Below are 18,083 nucleotides of genomic sequence, written 5' to 3' on the forward strand. Positions count from 1 at the left end.
ACCCCATAAATCCTGTTTTATTCTTTTAAGTCGCATTTTCTTAATTGTTATTTAAACCTGACATTATCGGGCTTGATTCATTGTTCATCCTGCATGAGTTCGTCATTGATATGATTTAATTCCTTGGTGAGTATTTGAACACAGATTTCCAGGTGGTGATAAAGCAACTCCCGGTTGTGCCCGAGGCCTTCTTTATAGTATGCCCGGATACGCTCCCTGATGGCATATTTTCCCAATAAGCCCACCACCGGAATGCAAATGAAAATCGTTCCGGCTACTGCTGCTGTGATTTTAGCGCTTTTTTTCATTTGAAAATGAGTGATCTTCGATAGCTTTTCCTGTTTCCGAACCTGTATTATTGAGTACCCCAAAAATTGATCGCTAAACACATTGTAATAATCATAGGCTTCATTGAAGAGAGCATCGGATTCACTTTCTATTTCTTTAAAAATGTCCTGAGCATAGAGATCAAATAGTTCGTTGCGTTTTTCTTCTTTTTTCACTGAGGAAGGGTTTAACAGCCGCACATTTTTCTCAACGATTTCCGAACAATTCTTGTGCCATTTTTCTATTTTCTTCGACCCAAAATTCTCAAGCAGTTGCGGCATCTTACTGGAAATGGACCCCAGCAGATTTACCTTGATCCGATGAATAATTTTTTCTTTCCCAAAGGGCCTTGTCTGCTTTCCCCCCAACAGGGTTTTTGAATGGCTGGACACTTCCACAATGTCCTGCTGGGTCACATTACCCTGGGCACAGAGAACCTCCCGCATTGCTGTAATGGATGACTTAACATTCATTACATCACAATGAGTCAGCACCACCATCACCGGATTGCCATCCTTTGCCAGGGTCCTGATCATTTCCAGGTCAAAGGCTTCAACCCGTGCGGATTTGGCTGATAGACAATAGATAATGGTGTGAAACCACTCTTTTATTTCCCGGACATTATGCTCTTCCAGCGCTTCATTAATAAGGGATTTCCAGGTTTGTGATTTGTCGGCTTCCAACCCCCAGGAATCATAAAGATGAAGGGTCAGGTTTTCATTTAGGGCAACCGTTTCCTCAAACAGACCCATGCCCGTGACCGGGCGTCCGGCCCCGGTTTTTAAAAGATCAGCCCCAAAGATATAATTAAACAAAGATGTTTTACCAACTCCGGTTTTACCGAGGATCAGGACATTGGTTTCACATTTCTTATCCATTTTTGGAAACCCTGAACCATTCCCCCATAAGGCTGGCAATGTTTTCACTGTTGAAATATTCGGAAAAAACAATTTCCTTACCATCTTCAAAAACAGCTTTGGCACAGCGAAAACAAATCTCCGAGATGGCATAGCCCATGGCGGCGGTAAAACTGGATGCCACGGCGGTGTTGACGCCGGTTCCGATGGCGGTTCCCACACCGGGGATCAGTTTTAACAGATTGGCACTCAGGGTTTGGGCCAGTAAGCGACCGGATTCGGATACCACCACCGAGCCCACCAGGGATGACAAGTTTCCCAGGGTCTGATCTAAACCATAGGTTTTCATAATATGCAGGGCCATCTTTATTTGAACCGGCACCAACAGGGCCGCATCGGAAAAAGGAATGGGTGTCAGGGCAATGCCGGCTGCGGCGCTGGTATAAAGGGGAATGATTTTATGATTAATCAGCCCCCGCTTGGTTGTCAGGTTCCCCTGCAGGGCCCCGATAAAGCCTTCCCTTAAGGATTCATCCAGCTGATCGATGGCCCAGGCAATAAGGGCCTCCCACTGGAGATAATCCTTTAGGGCGCTCAGCACTTCTAGATCCTGGGAGACACAGGTTCTAAAAAACGGCACGTCGCAATAATGAACAATGGCCTCTTCCATGGCAGTCAGTTCCTCTTCATCGAGGTTGTCAATTTGCGTCAACACCACTGCCAACGGCACCTTTTTTGACACCAGACTTTTAATCACGTCGATGTCCATATCGGTAACCCGTTTATTGCCGCCGGAAATACAATACCACACCTCATGGATCTGGTTCTTGAGATCCATACTTTTGGCCTGATTAATCCAGTTTTCCACCTGGGTTTTATAGTGGGAGACTTTCTCCGTTCCGATTTCATACCCTTCGGTATCGTAGAGCACCACCCCGGAATCATCCCGCTGGTACTTTGTTATGCCCCGAGTCACCGGAATGCCATCGCCGGTTTTGGCAAGATCTTCACCAAACACATAGTTTACCACCGAACTTTTTCCGGCCCCGGTGGCACCGCAGATGAGAATATTTGGTTTGGCAATCCCCTGTTTAATTTCTCCAAGGGCTTTATTAAAATCAAAATCGTCGGGTCGATATTCTTTCATCGGTTCCCTCTTTCTCGTTTTTTACTTAATTTAGTCTGACTATCCACAACCTTTTGCGGCTTGTCCATAACTGCCGGCCAATCATTGCTTTTAATCAGCCAATTTTTAAATTATACCAGAGAATTTTTAATTTCTATTTAATTAAGTTTTTCAATATCATTTAGATAAACATCGACCAGTAATTCCTGGTAGGCGCTGAAGCCGGAGCTCCTGATTACTTTTGCCAGCTTTTTTAATTCCGGCGACAGCAGTCCATCCATTTTTTTTAATCTTGATTCAGAAATCTTCTTTTTTGACTTTATCCTTTCATAGTCTTCCGGGGTAAAATGCCACAAAACCAATTTTTCGCCGTATCTTTTTTTGAGTTTATCAGCAATAATCAGCCCCTCCGGATCGAAGTCGCCGCCATAATAAATCATCCCGCCGCTTTGAACAATTTTATCCAGCAGCAATAGGGTTGCCACCTTTACGTTTCCGACTGAACAGATCAGGGAACAGGGTCGGTCTTCCATCAGACCCGCAATTTCACTGAAAACCGTGGGATTTTCAAAGACAAAGACCCGATTTTTGACGCAGGCCACCCTGTCGATCATCCCGATATTCCAGAGCGAAAGGTGCAGAGGCTCGCCCAATTCAGCAAATCCAACCCAGCCCGAATGTATTTTATCCCCGGCAAACGCCTGGAGACCTCGACCGATGGTGTAATTGGAAACCTCATCATAAATCAAACCGGCTTTGTATAAAAGCTCCATCTGTGCTTCCGCATTTTTGGGATAATTAAGCCGATAATAAGCGCTTAAAGCGTAAAGCAATAGTCGTCCCCCCTCCCGATTCATGTCAAAGGCATGGGGATCTCTGGTCATCTGAGAGGCAAAGAGTGCCAGCCGAACCTTCTGCGGTTTTGCCACGCATTGATTCAAACCTATGCAAACCTGGGTCAGAAGTCGTCTTAAATGCTCTGGGTCCTCGTTGTATTTCATACTCAGGATTGGATAGGCATTATTTCTATTTTTCAGAAGATCCGTCAGCCATAATGCTCCGGGAGATTCTTTAAAGACCTCAATAATTTCCCCAAAGCACCGGCTTTTTTCGTCATCATACTGACTTTTAACATCCTTTTTCCAGCTCAGCTTTTCGCCAAAATAACTGGCCAGCATTTCTTCAAAGTCCACGCCTTCATAGCGGGTGGCTGCAAAGGCACTGATAAATTTTTCAACTGCAAAGGAGGCACTTTTCTGGAGATAGTTTTTTTTGAAAAGACTTCTGAGTACCTCCCGCTCCGCATCGGTCATTTTATCCAACCGGATGGTGCCGCCCAGATGGCCCAGGGATTCATATTTTTCGCCAATCTGTTTCATGATTCGGTGATAGCCGGGATTGGCTTTCAGATAAGCGGCAAACTCATGAGGCATCATCCACCACCAGCTTTCGTACCTTGCCATTCCAGTGATATCTCAGGACCGTCACAAAATCTGCGTTATCCGGCCGGATCAGTTCACTGATGGCCAGGGAATCGACGGTGTCATAATCGCCCCAAAGGATTTGGGAATTAATAATATAGCTTAAATCCAGATCATTCAGCAGCCGGAACATATCCCGAATATTCTGTTCATCCACTCCGGCAAAGGCCTCATCCAGAGAAAGAATCCGGGCACTTTCTTTTCCAGCCGCCTCGTACCGGGCATTGACCGCCGAAAATAAGGGCACATACATAGCCATGGCCTTTTCCCCGCCACTGAATTTAAAAAAGCCGTTGTTGGTAAGTTCTTTGCTGAGATGACCGGTTTTTTTAAAGAACAGTTTAAATTCAAACCATTTTCGATAATCCAGTATATCCTTCACAATGGAATGGAAGGTCAGATTAACATCCTTCTCCTCCAGGGCTCGTCTGGCTAACGTGATTTTTGAACGAAAGTGTTCTGACAGGGCGTTGAGGTCTTCATCCCTTAATAGATTACCATCCATTTTAAGCAGGTTCACCAGTTTTCGGGTGTCCAGCTGTTCTTCGGTTTCGGCCTTTTTATTGGTCCAGCGCAGACTGAAGCTAAGCCCCATGGAGGTATCCATTTTCGCCATCAGCTGATTCATATTATCCACCCATTTTTCACTGTGAAAAATCCGGGCGCTTATTTTTTTACTGATATTCTTAACCAGAATGTCTTCAAACAATTCCCGATCACTTTCTCTTAAAAGCTTTTCGGTTTCCTCCAGACTGTCTTTCAGATAATCGGACAAGTCGTAAAAATTGACCACCTTGCCAGTGACCTTGGCCGTGATATTCAGACGTCTTCTGATCTCATGGGCTTTTTCCACTGCCTCGTCTTCATCCTCGCTCCACTCTTTTTCGAAAATATACTGACTGTTCACCGAAAAATCCCGGAGATACTGACTATTACTATTTAAATTTTCGACGATCCTGGTGGTGACCTGGTCTTTGTTTTGTTTATCCCTAACTGGATTTTTTGCGAGGAGATCCCCAGCCACGCTAAACAAATCGTCTTTCACTGATTTAACTGCATATCCCAGCTGCAGTTCTTCTTTAAACGCTTCTTTCATAATTGAATAGATTTTTTCATGTTGTTTAAGTGTCTGCTCCAGATTGCCAATATCCTCTGTCAGCCGTTCGGATCCCAAACGCACCCTTTCCAACTGTATCACAGTTTCTTCTTTTTCTTGAGGGAGTTCCTTTAATGCCAGCAGGCATTGCTCCAGTTCGGCCTTAATAGCCTCATAATCGGTGAGCTTTAACTGTTCACTCAAATTGGTCAGTATCAATGCCAGGGTGGCGCGTTTGGTGTTCAGTCCGCTGATCTCATAAAGTACATCATCGATTTCTTGAAGCACTTCCTCATACCGGTTTTCGGCTCCCCTCAAACTGATTTGGAAATTGTCTAAATGAAGCTTTTGTTTTTCCAGCTTATGGAGCTCATCAAGGTACGTCGTAGCCGCAATCTGGGCCTCCTCATAGGTTTCCAGATTCACCGGCAGGGTGATTCTCCCGGTGATGCGGTAAATCTCTTCCTTTATTTTCTTCACTGCTTCGTAAAGGATTTTTTCTTCACCGCTTTTCTTTGCCACTGCTTTTGAGACCATCACATGCTCAAACATCGCCTGTTTGACAACGTTGGCCGCCGTTACCAGATCTTCCTGATTCAAGCCTTCGGTAAACTCCCGTTTCAAGATCTCAATTTCCTGCTTTACTTGATTCAGGACTTTTTCCTGGCCAATCAGGCGATCCGTAATGGCTGCCAATTCCAATTCCAGGGCTTTCTGCTGTTCTTCCCGATACTTTTTTCGGGCCGAAGAGCCAATGAATTTCGGCGTATCCCTGCCACTGGCCTTTCCTCTTAAAATCCCCAGGCTGTAATTTCCTTTTTCATCCATATGCGTATGGTGGTTTTCATCAATGAGAATGCTGGTCAATACATTGGCTACCTCTTCCGGCGAAATCTCTGCCAGGGACGTTTCCACCTGCAGATATTGGTTCATGCTGTGAACCATAAACTGGGGAGCCGGAAATATGTATTTATCTCCGGACAGCTCAGGCATTGATCCCAGTTGCCCCCGAAAAGTCTCAGGAATGATCAGGGCATCCAATATACCCATATCGGCCATGGCTTCTTCAATGGCCGCCTGGGTGGCCGCATCAACCCCGTCCACATAATCCAGTGCCTTGTACAGGGGAATATGGGGAATGCCCAGTGCCACCAGCTTTTCTCTGTTTTTTTTGACTTTTTCGGCCCGGGCGGGTTCTGGATCCTTCATCTTTTTCCAGTAATCAAGTTCGGCTTGCTTTTCACTTTTCTCCTTATTTATTTTTGCCCATTCAGATTGTTCAATGAAAAGTCGTTCCCGTTTTAGTTCTTCCAACCCGATCTGTTCGCCCCGAAGAATCTGGGCTATGTCGTTAAAATTGCTTTCCGGTCCAAATTGGCGGATTACCCGAGCGAGCTGACTTAAACCATCAACTGAAATAATATATTCCTGGTTGTCCTGATTTTTCTGATACAGCTTTTCCAGCATTTCATCCTGGATTTCCGTCATTTGGCGATTGGCCTGTTCCCGCAGTCGTTCTTTTTCGGCGAGTTCTTTTTTAAGTAAATCCAGTTCCATCACACATTTTTCATAGGCTTCTGAAATCTGCTTTTCTTTTTCCAGAGCTTTAACCGCCTGACTAAGGATCTCGGTATGCTTCTTTAAGATCGTCGTAACATAACCGAAATCAAAGGGCTCAGTCACATCTTTTTTGACTTCATCCCGCATGAAATCATGCTCATCAAAGACAAAAGTCTCGGCCAGATCATCCATTTCAGTAAGCTGCTTGATGATACCGCGTTCCCCGGCTTCAATATTCTGACGGTAACCGCTTACCTGATTGTCCAGATCCCGTTCCTGCTGCCTTTTGGTCTCATGCTGATTATCCTTTTCAAACCGCTGTGTCGCCAGTTCCTGGATTTCTTTTTCAGTTTGCATGATCTTTTCCCGGATCTTCACGCTGTCATGGCTTTCCAGTTCCCGCTTTTTTTCCTGCTGGGTCTGCAGAACGATTTCCAGCTTTATGATTTTTTCTTTCAGGCTGGCAATCTCTTTTCCGGCTTTGTCAATTTCCCTGGTTTTTTTATTCTTCAGGTTTTTTTGCTGCTCCAACCGGAGGTGGTGATCATAAAACTGTCGGGCCTTATCCAGTACAATAAATTGATTGTACCGGTCAAAGGCTTGCCTAATCCGATCCGCGGCGCCCTTGCAGTCCTTTAGAACCTCGAGTCGGCTCTTGATGTTATCCATGTTTTCAATGGCTTCGGACATCGGTCTGAGATCGTCCTCGGACAGGGGCTGCAGCGAATTTTCCATAATCTCATAAATAACCGTTGGTTTGAAATCCTTGGACAACTTGGGACTGCGAAGCTGTACCAGCAATTTAACCAGCTCATCGTATTCGTCCAGATCATCAAAGCCAAAAACCAGATCGTTTACCAGCTTCATATAGTTTTTTTGTCCCTCGACTACCTGACCGCCGTCGCCGATCCGGTTTTCCAGTTCCTTCCTGGTCAACGGTATTTTTTCACCCATTTGTTTATATAAAAAGAAGTCTTCGCCAATGCGTCTGCCATCGGTGATGGAGAACCCCCAGGATTTCATCGGCTTGCCCCGATTTGCCTTAAACCCCATGCCGATGGTGGCCCTATTGTTGGAGTGCTTCTTTTTGAATTCCATAAAAAGATAGCCGATGGATTCGTCCTTTCCGTTTTCGTCATCTCCCAGAATATAGTTTTCTATTTTTCGGGCTTTTGATCCGAACGGATCCAGCCGCTCCGGACTTTTATTGCCATCCAGCAAAAGCGGAATAAAGCTCTGCATCGTCACCGATTTACCCGATCCATTGGAGCCGCGCAGGAGCAGCCGTCCCTGAGAAAAATCAAAGGTTTCCTCATCATAATACCAGAAATTCACCAGACCGGCCCGGTTGATCACCCATCGATTGTCCATCTTATTTTTCTCCCTTTCTCTCAGCCATATCCTCCGGATAGGTTCCCATGAGTTTTCCCGCCAGTGGCAGGATCTCAATTTCCCGACCGTCATAAAGCTGCCGCAGCATCTTGAAGTCTTCCATATATTCTGCCAGATTTGCAGCCAGCCCGGCGGCTGACATTTCCCGAAACTCCTTACTCCAGTTCCTGCCTGCTTTTGCCTTCAGCTCGACTACCCATTCATCAAAGGCCACCCGGGATAGGGAAACCCCGCCGGTTGGATTGATTTTCAGCTTTTTTTCAGCAAGCGCCTCCCGCATCTGGGCAACCAACAAAAGGGTGATATCACAGATGGCCCTAGTGTTGGGAAATCCGTCCTGAATATTTTTTTCGGCCGGCACCACCAGCATGGCCCCATTCTTATGAACATGAAGAGGGTATTCCAGATATTTCAAAAAATCGCCTTCCATCAGTCCCCGTTGTTTTTTGATGTAGTCATAATCCACATCATCAGCCCCCTGAGAATAAACCACCGGTTCCATCAAAAGCTTCCGGTAAACCCGCTGCCGCCGGATAACGCCCCGGTCGGCGTTCAAGTCCCCCCATTCGGCATTTTCGATATCCTGATAATTGGCAAAACCCATGATATCCGCCGTAAAATGGCGCACAAAATACCGGGATAAACCGGTGCTTTCATATAAAACCTCGGCGTCATCGTGATAGGCAAACTTCTGATCATCCCCATCATTGACCTTCATTAAACCAAGGCGCTGGGCAAAGCGCAATACCTTGATAAAATGCTTCCGATGGCTGTACTGAGTCCAGTCGATTTTTTCTTTGCCGATATTATTCCCGGCAATGAATTCGGTAATTTCCGACAGCACAAACTGTTCATCCCGGGAACGATCTTCCAGAAACATCAAGAGCAGACACAAAAGTATGTATTGCATGGGATGATTGAATTCCTGAATCCCCATAAAGCTTTCGGCCGAACCGGGAATTTTCTCCAGCTTGATTAAATGCTGGTTGATAACAATCCCATAACCCAGCTTATCGCTGAGAAATGTTTTAAATTGGGGAATGCTATCCTTAACCCGATAAAATAAATCCTTGTCGTTATCCTTCACCACCCAGTATTGATCCAGGAGTATTTCAAGCTCTTTCATTTTCCGACTCCTTCGTATTATCTAAAAACCGAATCACATAGGCGGGCATTTCCAGATTTCCATCCTCACACCGCAATACACAGCGACGATTTCGTTCCTTTGGCAGCTCCACCTGAAACACCCGGCCATCCTCGGTTTTGCCTTTTTTATCTGCTCCAATGCCTTTGCTCAACCATTTCAATAAAGTCGTCCGGACATGCCGCTCAATCACCGGAAGACTGGCAAAGTCGATGCAGTAGTCAATGACATAGTTTTCCATGGTCTTTTCTTCGATCTGCCGCTCCAGTCGGATCCGGTTTCTCATTGCCTCTTTTTTCTCGCGGTTGCTGCGGATGGTGGTCCGTTGGGCCTTTTCCTGATAGCCCCGGACCCTGGGCTTCAGGGCCAAGACACCCGGTGACTCTTCAAAGATCTGGCTATTAATGCTCTCTGTTTCTCTGAAATGATCGGATTTGATATGTTTCATCTGAAAAATACCAAAGGACATGCTGGATAATTGATGGGCTTCCTTTATATCGCGGCACTGGTCAAAAAGTTCTGCCAGCTTGCGATATTCTTCCTTCCGGTTAATGGCATTGTTTCTGCTTTCTGAGATTTGAGAGGCGTAACGGGTTATCTTTCTGATAATATCGTTGGTGATATCCATCAGTTTGGCGGCTTCGCTCTCGTTTCCCTTTGATCCCAAAAACCAGGCATTAAGGCTGTCCCACCGCCCGACTATATTTTCACTGATCCCAACTTCGTCAATCTCCGCATCAATTCTAGGAATGGACACCTCATAGGCGATGGCTTTTTTAAGCACCCTATCGATGTCTGCCGCATTAAGATTTTTTAAGATATGTTCTATGGCATTGGCATGGTTCTGTAGCCCTTTTACAAAATCACGAAGATATTCAATGAATTTGTCCTTAAAAATCATGAATTCCTTTGTTTTCATCATTTCCTCGGCCTTGATGGAATACAGATCACGAATATAATCCTGATAGTTCTGGTTCAGCCGTTTAAAGTCGCTGTTGAGACTACTCCACCAGCTGCCCACTTCTTTTTCACCCTGTTTTGCCACCTGAGGCAACTTTTTAAGCTCTTCCCGGAGCCGTTCCAGCAGGGTGGGTTCCAAGGAGGCCGATTCCACAAAGAGATTTTCCAGCCGGAGGGTCAACCGTTCAATTTCGACACTATATTCAGACAGCTGATATCGGAACTGCTTGTTCTTGAATTCCTCCACCGTGGCAACCTTGGCAGTATCCTGGATGGCTGACAGATTTTTCCAGGATAGCAGTACATCCAGATCCTGTCTGCACATATCCATGGTATAGGCCTTAAATTCGTCATTTTCCTTTAGGGCCTCAAAGATGTCTTCCTTATATAGCCAATACTTCATCTTTTCATACTGCATATAAAAGTACCGCAAAATGCTTCGGTATCGCCAGGCATTATCAACCGTCAAATAACGCATTTCATCGATCTGTTTTGTCAGTTTACCGGTGATTTCAAACTTCATATTTCTCTTATCCCTTAGTTTCTTCATCTGTATTTATATAAGGCACCCGCGCCGAGGGCACACAGTCGGAGGCAGCGTCGGTATGAATGGCCTGGTCGTCAAAATAAATGTGGGCACCAAAGGCCTTTAAGACATTCCGCTTTTCCATCCCGCCCAGGAAAAAAGCTTCGTCGATGCGAACATCCCAGGCCCTCAGGGTTCGAATCACCCGTTCATGGGCCGGGGCATTTCGGGCGGTTACCAGGGCGGTTCGAATCGGCGCCTGGTTTTTATCAAACTCCTTTTGCAGCGAAGACAAGGTTTTTAGAAATTTGGCAAAGGGTCCTTCGGGCAGGGGGTTTCGGGCATTTTCAATCTCGTTTTCCTGAAAGGCTTCAATGCCCTGGCTTTTGTAAATTTTTTCCGAAGCATCCGAAAATAGCACGGCATCGCCATCGAAGGCAATGCGAATCTGATCAATTTCCTGCTTATTTTCACTGAGCAAATGCTGGGTACAAATGATTCCGGCCGCCACCCCGGAATTGACCGCTTCCTGAACATCTTCCTCGTTGGCCGATAAAAACAAATCTGTATTAAAAGCCCCCAGATATGGCGCGAGATACGCGCCGCTAACCAACGCGGCCCGGGTGATATCGAGGTTGTAATGTTTGATGGAGTTGAAAATCCGCAGACTGGTATCAGCGCTGTTTTTGGACATGACAATGATTTCGGTTTTGCGCTCGCCCGACATGATGGTATTGAGCTTAAGTAGGGCCTTAATCAGGGCAAATCCGGTGCCGGGTTTTAAAATATCGGCTTCGTGTTCAATTTGATATTTTGTGTAGGCTTCAACACCTTCATTAATAAAAATCTGATTTTCTTCTTCCAGATCAAACAGTGCCCGGGAGGATATGCCAACCACTAAACAGTTTTCAAATTTATGCATGCTGTACCTCTTCTCTCTCAATTTTCCCACAATAACTGTTTACGCTTCTCAATCTGCGCTGTTTTACATTTTATTATTTATCCACAATTCTCAGCTTTTTATGCCCTTTTGTGGATAAGTTTTTTCTATTTTATCACTTTTTACTCAAAATAAACTAAAAAAACATACAAAACTCATTTGCATGCTTTTTTAGTTTCAAAATTGTCGGAGCTAGTTATCAACAATCACTTTCTTCCAGTGTCGGTGTCAATTTCCCCTTCTTTTGCGGTGAGCTTTTCGGACTTAATGAGAATTCCGATATTGATCAGGGTCAAAACCATCACTTTAACTTTAAGTTTCACCTCTGGGTCCGTTTTAAGAGCATTATTTTATTCTAATATATAATCGGCTTAAATTCAAATTAATTAATAACTATCCTGAATAATCACCGCAATTTCTCAGTAACTATTGTTAAATCATCTAATGGTCATGCTTGTTGTCCCAATAGCGCTTAATGAATAAACCGTCTATTATTAAATGCATAAAAGAAAGAAATATTATCCTTGTTTATTAGTACATTATGGTTCATACTATTATAATAACTCTTTATTAGGATGCATCTCAATCAACTATTTTATTGAATTTTAAAGTAAAGTGAGGTTTGGATAATGTCAAATGACCCAGAATCCACTGATTCGGAGCCAACTTTTTTTAATCATACTTTTGAGGAAACAACACTTCCCAAAGAATCAGCTTATGCTGTATGGATCAAACTGTCTCTTAGTGTTTTGCTGTTCGCCTCTATTACCATCATACTGATTAAAAGCAATTTAACCCCAAACCAACCCGGTGTGATCACGCAGTTTCAGGTGATGATTTCTGTGTACCTCACCATGAATTTCAAAAAATTGGGAACCCTGATCGCCATTGTAATAAATGGGTTTCAAGGTCTTATTTCACTTACCGCATTGGTTGTTTATTCCAATCCCAACGCTTTAGCCGGGGTGATTTTTTCTGTATCCTCGATCATCATCATCTTCATTATTTCAACCTGCATGGCTTGTCTGAGCAAAAACATGGAAGAAGTGCTTATCAAAAACACAAAGCTGGCCAGCCTCAATGAAAAGCTGGCAATGGCTCATAATGAAATGGAGCAGCAGAATGAACTGCTGATGGCCTACAACCGCATCATCAAGGAAAACGAAAAGAAGCTGAGCTACCAGGCATTCTTTGATACATTGACGGAACTTCCCAATCGAAATGTACTGATTAATCGAATGGATATGTTAATCACATCTCCGGAAAATGAGAACCTGAGTTTTGGGGTTGTTTTCATGGATCTGGATAATTTTAAAGAGGTTAATGACACGCTGGGCCATCACATCGGAGACTTATTGCTTAAGGATGTGGCCGTTAAATTAAAGCGAGTCATTCATCCCGATGATCTACTGGGCCGATTGGGCGGTGATGAGTTCGCCTTAATCATAAAAAGGCCGCTTGAAAAAGAAGCAATCCTGGCATACATGGAAAAACTTGAACTATCCCTGATGAAGGATATCGTGATTGAAAATAAAGAACTAAGCGTCTCCGCCAGTTTTGGTTTTGCTATTTATCCCCAGGATGGGCACAGCTCCACCGAGCTTTTAAAATGTGCTGACGGGGCCATGTACAAAGCAAAAAATCATAAAAAGTTGACGATTGATCTCTAAACAGAAAAGAACCCTTCGGAACGAATTTAAAAAATCGTTCCGAGGGGTTCTTTTCTGTTTACAATCACCTTATAGTCACACAACAGTCAAAGAATAACCACATCTTTAAGTTAAAATGAAAGAAGTTAATTAATTTCATTATGGAGGTTAGAGATGTACATCCTGAAAAACAGTATTCGCAACGTAACCCGTAATGCCGGACGCAATATTCTTATTGGAATGATTGTGTTGGTCATTGCCATATCCAGCTGTATTGCCTTATCGATTAAGCAATCAGCAAGCCAGCTTCAAACCACTGGTCTTAGCAAAATAGAAATCACCGGCAGTATTTCTGTTGACCGGCAAGCCTTAATGTCCCAGGCCCAGGATTCAGGCACCGATATGAGAGCTCTGATGCAGGAGTCTGAAAGCCTTACCCTGGCAGAAATGCAAAATTATGCAACTTCTGTTAATGTGAAGGATTTCTATTACACTTTATCCAGTTCCATGAGCAAAGGCACTGGCCTTGAACCGGTATCAACCGACGCGGTTACCACTGCCGCAACGACCCAAACCCAACCAACAGCACCAACCGAATCGGAAGAATCAAACAAAGCCATCAGCCCTTCGGGAATGGGCACCCAAGGTGATTTCACTCTCACCGGTTATAGCGGTGAAAATGCCATGACCAGCTTTATCAGCGGAACCAATCAAGTGACTAGTGGTCAGCTATTTAGTTTTGATACTGCTGATATGACCTGCCTGATCAGTGAAGAATTGGCGACTTTTAATGGGTTATCCCTGGGTAGCACCATCCAGTTGACTAATCCCAATGCAACCACCGAAGTGACAACCTTAACGGTTGGAGGAATTTACAAGACTACCACCGCCACTGCTGATTCGGGGGCAATGCGTTTTTCCACCGCTGCTGATCCGGCCAATCAGATTTACACCGGTTACAACACCTTAAACGCAATTAGTGGACAATCCCTCAGTGTAGCAACCCTGGGTACTGATACCAGCGGAAATCAGACAACCACCGCGCTGCGAACCCAGGAAAGCGGGATCTATACCTTCTCGGATATGACCGCCTATGAAAACTTCAAAACTGATGTCACGGCCATGGGCTTGCCCAGTTCATATACCGTTACCTCAACCGATGTCACCAACTATGAAAACAGTCTGCTACCCTTGGAAAACCTGAATACTTTTGCCACCATCTTTCTGGTCCTTGTTTTACTCATTGGCGGCAGTATTTTAGTAGTACTAAACATTTTGAGCATGCGCGAACGCAAATATGAAATTGGTGTCCTTACCGCCATTGGCATGAAAAAGAAGCATGTGGTGTTTCAGTTCATTGCCGAGGGCTTTATTGTAACACTGATTGCCATTCTTCTGGGAACAGGCATTGGCGCAGCGGTTTCTGTGCCAACGGCCAACGCTTTGTTATCCCAACAGGTCGCCTCGATTCAAACCCAGGAAGAGTCCCAGCAAAGCAATTTTGGCCGCGGGGGATCCAGTAGTGGTGGCCGTCCCGGTGAGCAAGCCACGGTTAATTATGTCCAAAGCATCAGTTCAGCCACGGATATAACCGTTGTTATGCAGCTTATCGGGATCGGTATTCTTTTAACCCTGCTTTCCAGCTGCGGCGCCATGGTCTTTATTTTAAGATATGATCCTTTGAATATCTTAAGCAATCGTTCGTAAAGGAGCAATCAATATGAGTGTATTAAAACTAGAGAATTTATCCTATACCTATCAGGGTGCACCAATAAAAGTTTTGGATCACTTGAATTATGAGTTTGAAAACGGGAAAATCTACTGCATCATGGGAAAATCCGGGGCCGGTAAAACAACCTTGCTGTCGTTGTTATCGGGTCTGACAACCCCCACCGACGGAAAAATATTTTTCAAGGATCAGGATATCAGTCAAATAAATAAGTATAACTACCGCAGCCAAATGGTCGGGGTTATTTTCCAGGGATATAATTTACTGCCCCATTTAACCGCCGCGGAAAATGTCCAATTATCGATGGATATTTCCGAGAAAATCTTCCCTGATAAAGTCCGCCATGGCTTTGCTGCTCTTGCTAAAGTGGAATTGGGCGAAGAAAAAGCCACCCGCCGCATTCTCAAGCTGTCAGGCGGCGAGCAGCAACGGGTGGCCATCGCCCGGGCTCTGTCCTATGACCCGGAGATCATCCTCGCTGATGAACCCACCGGAAACTTAGATGGCGAAACCCAGGAGGGCATCATCACTATTTTTAAAAAATTGGCCCATGAAGAAAATAAATGTGTGATTATTGTCACCCACTCTCCTGAAGTGGCCAAGGCCGCGGATGTTTTATACGAGCTAACCCCGGTAAGTTGAATAAATTGGATAATAACTCCTGCTAATTTTACCTAAATTAAATGATTATTGCCAATTTCACTACCTAAAAGCATCCTTTCATTTTATGAAAGGATGCTTTTTCTTTACAGGCAAATTTCCATGCCGGCTTCACTGCTTGATCCCTGGAAGAGAACCTCACTATGCCTGCTGACGAGGCGCACGGACACATGGGCGGTGATGCTTTCAATAATCTCCCGGTCCATGAGCCCGTCAACCGGGGCTCTGAGGGTGCCGCCGCCGGACATTTGGGCCTTAAAGCTCAGGGTTCCGGCAGGTCCCGATAATTCCCCGGAACAGGTTCTGTTCACGGGATCAACCTGCCAGTTGGCAAGTTTCGAATGGTTATAGGTGGCAAAACGGACTTTAATGTCCTTAAAATCAGTGAAATAGGCGAAAAATCCCGGGAACTCCCGTCCCAGAAACGGAATCCGCGCTCTTGAAAAAACAAAGGAGGCGTTGGATGAATCAAAATGACTGGCTTGCAGCCAGAGGTAGGTTTTCGGAAAGGACCGGCCATAATCCTTCTCGATATAACCAACACCCCCGTCAAAATCCAGGATCTCCCCATCCAACTCGATTTTTCCCTGAAGCTCATGGTATAAATGAATAATGGCGTGGTAACATTCCATCGGCAAGAATGTAAAAGGCCCCATAATTCCCGGGTTGTGCCAGGTGGTTGGAAAGGCATGAATATCCCTAAAGGCCAGGCATCCTTTTAACAAACCTTCATGAGTATCGATGTTCAGGTCTAAACCCGTTGCGCTAAAGCGATTGTTCCCGATACGCAGATCAAAATCATCTGAAAGACAGAGAAATTCTGAATAGGAAAAATGATGATACCAGGTCTTTCCGGTTACCGCATTGATCACCTGAATAAAGGCATGCTTCTGCCCCTGAGGATCAATGGCCATGCCGGGGATGATGGCAATGGCATGTTTGCGATCGGCACTGATACATTTAAAATACCAGCCTTCAAAATATCGCCTTTTACGATGCTGTCCCTGAAAATATTCCTGTTTTTTCATAAATTATCTCCACTTATTTTTCTTACCCATTTTCCTCTGATCCCTCAACCTTGTATTTAATAAAAGAATAAAACCAACACGGATGCCAGAAAAGAGCTGGCAAAATTCACGAAGTCGTTATTGACAAAGCGCCAGCCTTTATGCAATGCATTGGGTTTGTTTTCATAGGTCGGCTTTTCGGTTAATTCGCCGGTTTTCAGGCTGATATATTTGGCCTGGATGGTTCCGCCCATGAGGCTATCCAGGATGGAGCCCATAAAACCGCCCAATGTAATCAAACCCATCTGAAATAATAAAAATTCCCCGGCGTTTCCGGTCACTAACTCATAAAATCCAAAAGTCAGGGCAATGAGCGCTGCGCCTCCGCAGGAGGCAACTAAACCCAAAGGGCTGACCCCTCCCGATATCCCTCGTTTTACCGGACGAAAGGTCAGCAGTGACACCGGCGCGCGCTTGCTGAGGATCCCGATTTCGGATGCCCATGTGTCGGCATTACAGGCCGCGAAGGCGATTGCCACCGCCATTACGTAGACCTCATTCTGAGAAATCACAAAGAGGATGCCCATGATCAGTGCCGCTCCGCCATTTGCGGCAACCTGAAAGAGATCCCGGGGCCCGGCCTTGGCATGAAGCTCAGCCTCAATGGGATCTTTAATACTGGCCTTAAAGTGGGACAACAGCGTTGCGCTCACAAAGAAGACCATGAGCAGGAGTAAAAAGAGCGGTCCTCCGGTATAATAAAGAGCCACGGCCAAAAAGAAAGCCCCCACCGACGCCGCTGGCGTCAGCGACCTACGTTTAAAAGCAACTCCGGCAAAAAGCAGGGATAGCAATACGAAAAGAATCTGTTGTATATATGTTCCGGTTTGAATAACCAGGTTAGCATCAAGTATGTTTTCCAAAAAAAGTCCTCCTCACAAGACAAACCAAAGATAATAGGCCCCGGACGTCAGCAGCGGCACCGTTAAATTATCAAGACCAAGAGGTGTTACCGCTTCAACGATGGTCGCCAGCACCGCCAACACCAGCGCCGGCAACAGTACCTGAGGCTGGCCCGTGACACCCAGTAAAATGGCGGCGACTGAGAACGACACCACCAGCATGGTGGCACTTCCGGAAAGGCTCTTGGTTGCCCCCAAAATTTTATAGGGTCCCACTGGCCAACGGGTTCCCACCACTGCCGCGAAACCATCCCCATATCCCATAATTAATATTCCGAGACCACCGACCACCGGGGCCGCGATCGGGCCAAAGGTAACCAGGGCAAGAATTAGCAGCGACACCGCATAATAAACCGTCCCCAGATCCCCTTTTCCTTCCCCCCGCTCCATAGCTGAAAAAATCTGAAAACGATATGACAGGTAGTTAATGACAACAAAGCAGGCCGGAACAATGGCTGCCCAGATGGCACTGTCAAAAAACGCCATGGCCAGAAGCCACCAATTGCAAACAAGAATATGAACGGTTTTACGGCTCATCTCTTTTCCGAATCGTTCCAGGTATCGGGCTAAAAAAATAACACCAAATACATAAATAAACGAAAAAACAATCCCCCAGGCATTATGATAGTTCCAAATATTTTGCATCCGCTTTCCCCCAAATCATCTT

Annotated in this window: 13 protein-coding genes; 3 read left to right on the forward strand and 10 right to left on the reverse strand. The window is 45.2% G+C overall.

Annotation, left to right across the window (positions count from 1 at the left end):
• Window positions 1–77 precede the first annotated feature (77 nt).
• The 7 genes from AKG39_RS03050 to AKG39_RS03080 form a co-directional block, all read right to left on the reverse strand.
• A complete protein-coding gene (locus tag AKG39_RS03050; RefSeq protein WP_160316140.1) occupies window positions 78–1,253 on the reverse strand; it encodes a GTPase in 1,176 nt (391 codons plus the stop codon).
• On the reverse strand, window positions 1,198–2,331 hold the full coding sequence (locus AKG39_RS03055; protein ID WP_050738882.1) for a YcjF family protein: 1,134 nt from the start codon (window positions 2,329–2,331) through the stop codon (window positions 1,198–1,200). The genes AKG39_RS03050 and AKG39_RS03055 overlap by 56 nt, the downstream gene beginning before the upstream one ends.
• Before the next feature lie 137 nt (window positions 2,332–2,468).
• Window positions 2,469–3,773 (reverse strand): TIGR02679 domain-containing protein, encoded by a 1,305-nt coding sequence (locus tag AKG39_RS03060; RefSeq protein ID WP_083439392.1) that lies wholly within the window; start codon window positions 3,771–3,773, stop codon window positions 2,469–2,471.
• Window positions 3,733–7,818 carry a TIGR02680 family protein gene (locus AKG39_RS03065; RefSeq protein WP_050738884.1) on the reverse strand — a complete coding sequence of 1,362 codons (4,086 nt, stop codon included), beginning with the start codon at window positions 7,816–7,818 and terminating at the stop codon, window positions 3,733–3,735. Before AKG39_RS03065 ends, AKG39_RS03060 begins: the two co-directional genes overlap by 41 nt.
• Before the next feature lies 1 nt (window position 7,819).
• Window positions 7,820–8,965, reverse strand: a complete 1,146-nt coding sequence (locus AKG39_RS03070) for a TIGR02678 family protein (RefSeq protein WP_050738885.1) — start codon at window positions 8,963–8,965, stop codon at window positions 7,820–7,822.
• Entirely contained in the window at window positions 8,952–10,466 is a 1,515-nt protein-coding gene (locus AKG39_RS03075) for a TIGR02677 family protein (protein WP_050738886.1), read from the reverse strand. The genes AKG39_RS03070 and AKG39_RS03075 overlap by 14 nt, the downstream gene beginning before the upstream one ends.
• A 7-nt stretch (window positions 10,467–10,473) precedes the next feature.
• Window positions 10,474–11,391 carry a 5'-nucleotidase gene (locus AKG39_RS03080; protein ID WP_050738887.1) on the reverse strand — a complete coding sequence of 306 codons (918 nt, stop codon included), beginning with the start codon at window positions 11,389–11,391 and terminating at the stop codon, window positions 10,474–10,476.
• 647 nt (window positions 11,392–12,038) lie between these two features.
• Here AKG39_RS03080 and AKG39_RS03085 point away from each other — a divergent pair.
• The 3 genes from AKG39_RS03085 to AKG39_RS03095 all read left to right on the forward strand — a co-directional run bounded on the left by AKG39_RS03085 (window position 12,039) and on the right by AKG39_RS03095 (window position 15,429).
• On the forward strand, window positions 12,039–13,079 hold the full coding sequence (locus tag AKG39_RS03085; RefSeq protein WP_050738888.1) for a GGDEF domain-containing protein: 1,041 nt from the start codon (window positions 12,039–12,041) through the stop codon (window positions 13,077–13,079).
• Window positions 13,080–13,232: 153 nt separating this feature from the next.
• Window positions 13,233–14,765, forward strand: coding sequence for an ABC transporter permease (locus AKG39_RS03090; RefSeq protein WP_050738889.1), 1,533 nt, complete (start codon window positions 13,233–13,235; stop codon window positions 14,763–14,765).
• Window positions 14,766–14,778: 13 nt separating this feature from the next.
• Window positions 14,779–15,429, forward strand: coding sequence for an ATP-binding cassette domain-containing protein (locus AKG39_RS03095; protein ID WP_050738890.1), 651 nt, complete (start codon window positions 14,779–14,781; stop codon window positions 15,427–15,429).
• Between the two features lie 104 nt (window positions 15,430–15,533).
• Here AKG39_RS03095 and AKG39_RS03100 read toward each other — a convergent pair whose 3' ends face one another.
• The 3 genes from AKG39_RS03100 to AKG39_RS03110 are packed head-to-tail and all read right to left on the reverse strand — an operon-like array spanning window position 15,534 to window position 18,061.
• Window positions 15,534–16,475 carry a tocopherol cyclase family protein gene (locus AKG39_RS03100; protein WP_050738891.1) on the reverse strand — a complete coding sequence of 314 codons (942 nt, stop codon included), beginning with the start codon at window positions 16,473–16,475 and terminating at the stop codon, window positions 15,534–15,536.
• A 56-nt stretch (window positions 16,476–16,531) separates the two neighbouring features.
• Window positions 16,532–17,377: a DUF92 domain-containing protein gene (locus AKG39_RS03105; RefSeq protein WP_050738892.1), complete on the reverse strand. Its 846-nt coding sequence runs from the start codon at window positions 17,375–17,377 to the stop codon at window positions 16,532–16,534.
• A gap of 12 nt (window positions 17,378–17,389) precedes the next feature.
• Window positions 17,390–18,061, reverse strand: a complete 672-nt coding sequence (locus AKG39_RS03110; RefSeq protein ID WP_050738893.1) for a diacylglycerol/polyprenol kinase family protein — start codon at window positions 18,059–18,061, stop codon at window positions 17,390–17,392.
• Window positions 18,062–18,083 lie beyond the last annotated feature (22 nt).

This window comes from Acetobacterium bakii (genome assembly GCF_001263355.1).
GTDB lineage: Bacteria > Bacillota > Clostridia > Eubacteriales > Eubacteriaceae > Acetobacterium > Acetobacterium bakii.